Raw genomic sequence first — 5,545 nt, 5'->3', positions numbered from 1 at the left:
ATGCAGAGCTTAGAATGATCCAAGACCGATTAAACAACCGACCTAGAAAACGATTAGGATTTAAAACCCCCAATGAAGTCTTTAATCAATCTTTAAACCGTGTTGCACTTCGTGTTTGAATCTACGAGATTAAAAGCGCAGATATTGCGGACTTTATTAGAAATAACGGCGGCGTAGAAGAAATACGCTTAGCTAAAAACGGCAATGCGTTGTCAGCAAAGCAAAAAGCTGAAGTGGCTAAAACTACAGTAGCAAGTGCTGTATTAGCTGAAGTTAGCAGTGAAGCTATTGCTAAGCAAGTTGACGCAGCGTGTATTGGACAGCAAGTAGTGTTTGTTGCTACGCAACAAGCTGACGGCAAGTTTGCTATTAACGCTGTAACTAATAGCACTACGGCTGTAAATGCTGCTTTAGCTGCGTACTACAGCGCAAACAAAGACGGCATTAAAAAGCAAGTGGCAGAGCGTAGCGTAGCAAGTAACGACGCACAGCTAAATGACGCTATTGCTAACGTAGCAGCTTAATTAACTAAAACTATGGGGCAACGTGTAACAGCGTTGCCCTTTTTTATTACAAATAAGGAGAAGTGTATGTTTAATGATTTTGAAGAAAAGTACAGCCCAAAAACGCTGAATGACATTGTGTTTCACAGCATTAACGCAAAACAAACTGTAGAAGATATTGTTAGTGGGTTAGTGGGCTTTCCAACTGGCGGCATTAACGGCATATTGCTATACGGCGTTAATGGGACTGGCAAAACGGCTTTAGCAAAGATATTGCCAGATTTAATAGAGGAAGCACGTGGCGGTAGCAGTCCATATGTTGCCTATTACAAAATAGCACAGGGTGGGGATAACGGCGCAAGTGTTATTGAAAGCATTAAGTCACAAGCGCAACTTATTCCATTAATGGGTACTTATCACTACTTTATTTTGGACGAAGTAGATAACTTACGTGCTGAGTCAATGTCGTCCTTAAAAGTAGCAATGAATACAAATACAAATCAGTGCGTGCACATCTTTACTACTAATAGACTTGCGCTAATTGAGAATGGCGTACAGGACAGGTGTGAGCGTGTGGAGTTTAATGCTGCTGCTGATATTGAGTGGCTGCCTGTAGTTAAGCGCATATTGGCTGACTACAACGTCACTGGTGTGACAGACAGCGACATACTAAAAATTATTAGCTACTGTAACGGCAGCGCACGACGCATACTGAATGCGGCACGTAAGTTAGTGGTACAGCAATATAGGGCTAATAACTGGGACTTAAAGTTAGCAGCATAGTGCCGCAGTACATGTAGTCGTTTTAACACGACAAGAAAAAGCCCGCCGTAGTTAGCGGGCTTTTTTATATTGAGGGAATAGCTTTCAAATCAGCCTGTATTGTTGCGCCATAACGCTCACCAAGCCCAACAACCATTCTTAACGGAATGTTATCTTTTTCTGTAAGCCATATTTCTAAAGTGGCACTATCGTCCTTTGTGGTGGACTTGAAATAACGATAAGCCTTCACCTTCACGCCATTAAATGGAAAATCCCACAGCTCGCCTTTATTCAAAGTATATTGTTTTAGCGATTTAGAGTCTGTAACGTTATAAGTTGCTTTTACTGGTGGAGCTTTGCGCCCTACAAATGTGTACATCACATTTAGCAAGTCTAATAAGTTCCCAGCTATTGGGGCAGAGCCAGTCTCTGTTTTATCTTTAATGAAGATAACCTTATTTGCTTTACTATCCAGCTTCGCCTGTAAGCGCTCTGTGTTTCCTCTTTTTTCAATATAGCTTAAGGTTGATAGCCCATCTTTTGTAACGTCGCCATATGACTGTCTTAATAGTTTTTGACTTTGTAGGGCAAGGTTAAGAACAGAAGTTAATATGCCAGTTGAATTAATTTGATACTTTGTACCGCTCATTTCAACTATATCAGTAATGTCTGCTGCGTATATTGAGCCAGATATGAATCCCATTGCTTTTTCATAAACAGCTGGCTCTTCACCATTCTTTTTTAGAAATGCCTCACGCTGCTTGAAGTCAACCTTTAAGCGTAACTCATAATCAAACTGAATTTTTGGTGGAAATTGTTTTTGCTGAGCAAGCGCACCAGTAGCAAATAATACAAGCCCAGCAAATAGAAAAAATATTTTCATAATAAAAAAGGCGTTAAGAGATAATATCCACTTACAGTTAGTCCGCAGCCCATTATAAAACCTAACAACCAAAAAAATAGTCTCGCGCTCATAGTACCTCGCTTCGTTTTGCTCTTCATATAAATTAGAGCCTCTTAATTTTTCTGGTGACTTTTATACTAATCGCCAACAGCAGCCCAATAAATATACCGCCAAACAAACCAGCACCGCTAAATTTCATATAGGATGGATTGGAAATATCTACATCGCCAACCTGCTTTAACCCATACACCCTATTTGTTTGTATTGTTGATAGCGCAACCTTAATTTCTTCAATTGCTATAAGCTGAATGCTTCCATTAACACCTTTTTCAATCTGCTCACATATTGCCAATAAATCGCCGCCTAAAGTAGCGCCATCTCTCCCTTGCTCTAAAAGAGGTTTAGCTTTTTCAACAAAGAGCTTAAATATAATATTCTGCTGCTCCTCGTCCTTATACCTTGCCAAAGATTCTTTTAGGTTATTAGCGTCTGTTGTTGCCGCAATTATTTGTGTTGTGATTGGCAAGTACTTTGCCCCACTATCTTTAGCATCCACAACCTGTCCACTTGAGCCTCCTGTACTGGGATATTGATTTTTTAATTCATTTAAGTTTTTAATTCTTTTTTGTAAATAGTCTAATTCAACCTCTGCGCTTGCTACTTTCTTCTTATTATTACTGTCTAACGAGATTACCTTCAGCTCGTAACCCCTTACTAAGTCTCTTATCGCAATTAACGTGGAGCCATCAATAAAAAAGCTCTTTATTTGCTCCACTTTCTTTACAGCAGTTTCTTTTGAAGGGGCTTTGTCAATAATTGTTATTGATGATATTTTTGAGCCGGCAGCATTTAATGCTGAGGCATCCAGCAACTCTTTGCTATCTGCTTTTGTTACCAAAACGTTGGGTTTAATTGCCTTTTCCCAAAACTTCTCTGAAGCCAAAAACTCACTATCTTTATCTTTATTTTTAAGTTGATTTTCTTGCTCCAGCTTTGGTAGAGCAGACTGTAAGTACTTTACGCTGGGTATATCTAAGCCAGCATAATTTACCAAGGTAGTGGTTGCTGTGTATTGTCCAATCAACAAACAACTAATTACGCCCACAACAACACCAACTAAACTTGTAAGTAAAATTTTTCTATGAAACTCTTTGAAAAAGTGGATTATGTCTAATAGGCTAATTTCTTGTCCATCACCTATTTCTATGTGTTTTGTATCGCTCATTTTTGGAAGCATTTATTTATATAAAATGTAACTATAAAACAATATCTATATAGTTATTAGAATCCCCCCCGCCCCGCCATCTTTAGTCGTTTTAACACGACAATTAAGCCAGCTTCTCCGCAGCCATAGTCGCCGTTAGCTTGCTGTAGTGCTTTTCTAACATTCCCACACTTGTACCCATTTGTCTTGCTAATGTGTGTATATCTATTGCGTCGTCCATTAACGCTAACGTAGCGTATGCGTGACGCAGGCTATATAAGGTTCTTTGCTGCTTTGTTTTAGTGTCATACGTTAAGTGGGCAAAGTGGAGTAACCACTTAAATGTTGTATGAAGACTTTTAGGCTGTGTGCCGTCACTTAGTCTAAACACCCTAATTGTTGTTTTGCGCTTAATTGCTTCATTTAAGTTTTTAGCAATTAAATCTTTCTGCCTAATAGCCAAACGCTCAAACGCAGCAATACCAAAGTTTCTAACAATTAATTGCCTGCCGCCCGTTTTACCATTCACATATAAGCGTAAGTATCGTTTGCCAGTAGCTGCCTCGTCATACCAGTCCACGTGCTTCCACTGTAAATTCATACTCTCTTTGCCACAGCGCATACCTGTAGCAATCAATATCTCTACATAGTCACGTAGCAATTTACGCATATCACGTGCTAACTCTGTATGTCCGCCATTAGCAAATTCTGGCAAGTACGCTAATAGCTTATGTACTTCTTCACGTGTAAAGCCCGCACGTGGTGTACTGGCTTTCCCTCTTCTATTCAAAAACGCAATAGGACTGTTAGCACTTACCCATCCACGCTGTACAGCTGACTTAATCACTCTGCTGTACGCACTGGCGTGTGTCATTAGTGTGCTGGCTTTTGGCGTAATGCCCATTTCATTATTGCGCCACTGCTCATACTCACTTACCACTTGCTCATTAATGTTATCAACCATATAACTACCAAAAAATGGAATGAGGTATTTGTTAATGACACGCTTGTAGTCTTTATTGGTGTGCGCCTTAATGCCTGCTTGTATTTCTCTATCTATATCTTGTAAGCAGCGATTAGCCACAGTATCAAAACGACGACTGACAACGGGCACTCCAATACGCTCCTTAAATCGTGCCTCGTCATACATTTCACAAGCGACTTGCCGGGCAAACTGTAGGTTGTAGTGTTTAGTAGAGTGCCTGTGCCACTGCCTATCAAATAACTTAAACCGCACTTGCCATACATTGCTACGTGCGTGTTTGTATAAAACTACTTCCCCGTCACGCAAGTAAATGATGTTGGTGTTTTCTTTACTGCTTAACTTGGTGACAAACTCCCAATTAACTATTGGTTTTGCTGGTATGGGAAATAGTAGCTGCGTCTGTTTACGTCTTGTACGCATTACAGCCCCATATGCGCAGTCGTGTCAAAACGACTATTAAGTACACTCATTACGCCAACTCCACTGCTTTACGCATTAACTCTGCGTTAACATCTATATATGACTGTGTAGTGCTCATTGACTGGTGTCCTGCCAAACTCATTAGCACCCGCACACCTACACCCTTATTTGCTAATGAAGTAATAAACGTACGTCTGCCACTGTGACTGCTTGCGCCGTCTATGCCAGCACCTCTGTACATTGTTAGAAAGTGCTGCGCTGCTGTATTAGGCGTAAAGCCACGCTCTCTATTCTTTTGCGTACCAAATAATGGTTGCTGTGGACTGCGGACTGTAAGCGTAGCAACGTAAGTGGCTAATTCTTTACGTAAACGCTCGTTAATAAACACAGTACGTGCGTGTTGGTGTTTAGTGCGCTCTTTATCTAAATGTACTTCTGTCTTAATTGTGCCGTCTGCTGCCACTACGTCTTCTACCCGTAGCTGCGCCAATTCACCTACACGCACACCACATAAAAATGTTGTCAAAATCATTGCCCTGTTGCGTAGTGCGTGTTTACGGGTAGCAACGTAATCTAAAACACGGCGCACTTCTTGCTGGCTAAGCGTCTTTGCTTGTTTCATACACAGTCTCCTTAATCAATCGTAGATTCAAACACGAAGTGCAACACGGTTTAAAGATTGATTAAAGACTTCATTGGGGGTTTTAAATCCTAATCGTTTTCTAGGTCGGTTGTTTAATCGGTCTTGGATCATTCTAAGCTCTGCA

The 5,545-nt window shown here is 40.5% G+C and carries 6 protein-coding genes and 2 pseudogenes; 3 read left to right on the top strand and 5 right to left on the bottom strand.

The annotated features are described in order from the left end of the window. The 3 genes and pseudogenes from ICN46_RS12070 to ICN46_RS11745 all read left to right on the top strand — a co-directional run. Positions 1-119 (top strand): annotated as a pseudogene (locus ICN46_RS12070) (IS30 family transposase); the annotation flags it as partial. A gap of 90 nt (positions 120-209) precedes the next feature. Next, positions 210-524: a hypothetical protein gene (locus tag ICN46_RS11750; RefSeq protein WP_216209066.1), complete on the top strand. Its 315-nt coding sequence runs from the start codon at positions 210-212 to the stop codon at positions 522-524. A gap of 66 nt (positions 525-590) precedes the next feature. Beyond that, a complete protein-coding gene (locus ICN46_RS11745; protein WP_215290256.1) occupies positions 591-1,286 on the top strand; it encodes an AAA family ATPase in 696 nt (231 codons plus the stop codon). Between the two features lie 64 nt (positions 1,287-1,350). Here the strand turns inward: ICN46_RS11745 and ICN46_RS11740 are convergent, their stop codons facing one another. The 5 genes and pseudogenes from ICN46_RS11740 to ICN46_RS12200 form a co-directional block, all read right to left on the bottom strand. Then, positions 1,351-2,148 (bottom strand): DUF3108 domain-containing protein, encoded by a 798-nt coding sequence (locus tag ICN46_RS11740; protein ID WP_216209063.1) that lies wholly within the window; start codon positions 2,146-2,148, stop codon positions 1,351-1,353. 124 nt (positions 2,149-2,272) lie between these two features. Further along, positions 2,273-3,394, bottom strand: a complete 1,122-nt coding sequence (locus ICN46_RS11735) for a GumC domain-containing protein (RefSeq protein ID WP_216209059.1) — start codon at positions 3,392-3,394, stop codon at positions 2,273-2,275. 103 nt (positions 3,395-3,497) lie between these two features. After that, a complete protein-coding gene (locus tag ICN46_RS11730; RefSeq protein ID WP_216209056.1) occupies positions 3,498-4,778 on the bottom strand; it encodes a tyrosine-type recombinase/integrase in 1,281 nt (426 codons plus the stop codon). 49 nt (positions 4,779-4,827) lie between these two features. Beyond that, positions 4,828-5,400 carry a tyrosine-type recombinase/integrase gene (locus tag ICN46_RS11725; protein ID WP_216209054.1) on the bottom strand — a complete coding sequence of 191 codons (573 nt, stop codon included), beginning with the start codon at positions 5,398-5,400 and terminating at the stop codon, positions 4,828-4,830. A gap of 27 nt (positions 5,401-5,427) precedes the next feature. Beyond that, a pseudogene (locus tag ICN46_RS12200) lies at positions 5,428-5,545 on the bottom strand (IS30 family transposase); the annotation flags it as partial.

This window comes from Polynucleobacter sp. Latsch14-2 (assembly GCF_018881925.1).
Taxonomy (GTDB): Bacteria; Pseudomonadota; Gammaproteobacteria; order Burkholderiales; family Burkholderiaceae; genus Polynucleobacter.
Note: the sequence above shows the minus strand (reverse complement) of the source record. Positions and strands in the feature narration are given on the sequence as shown.

What these genes read in the sequence shown, in the direction of transcription:
- ICN46_RS11740 (WP_216209063.1), bottom strand. Translation starts at nt 2,148, where the DNA reads ATGAAAATATTTTTTCTATTTGCTGGGCTTGTATTATTTGCTACTGGT.
- ICN46_RS11730 (WP_216209056.1), bottom strand. Translation starts at nt 4,778, where the DNA reads ATGCGTACAAGACGTAAACAGACGCAGCTACTATTTCCCATACCAGCA.
- ICN46_RS11725 (WP_216209054.1), bottom strand. Translation starts at nt 5,400, where the DNA reads ATGAAACAAGCAAAGACGCTTAGCCAGCAAGAAGTGCGCCGTGTTTTA.
- ICN46_RS11735 (WP_216209059.1), bottom strand. Translation starts at nt 3,394, where the DNA reads ATGAGCGATACAAAACACATAGAAATAGGTGATGGACAAGAAATTAGC.
- ICN46_RS11745 (WP_215290256.1), top strand. Translation starts at nt 591, where the DNA reads ATGTTTAATGATTTTGAAGAAAAGTACAGCCCAAAAACGCTGAATGAC.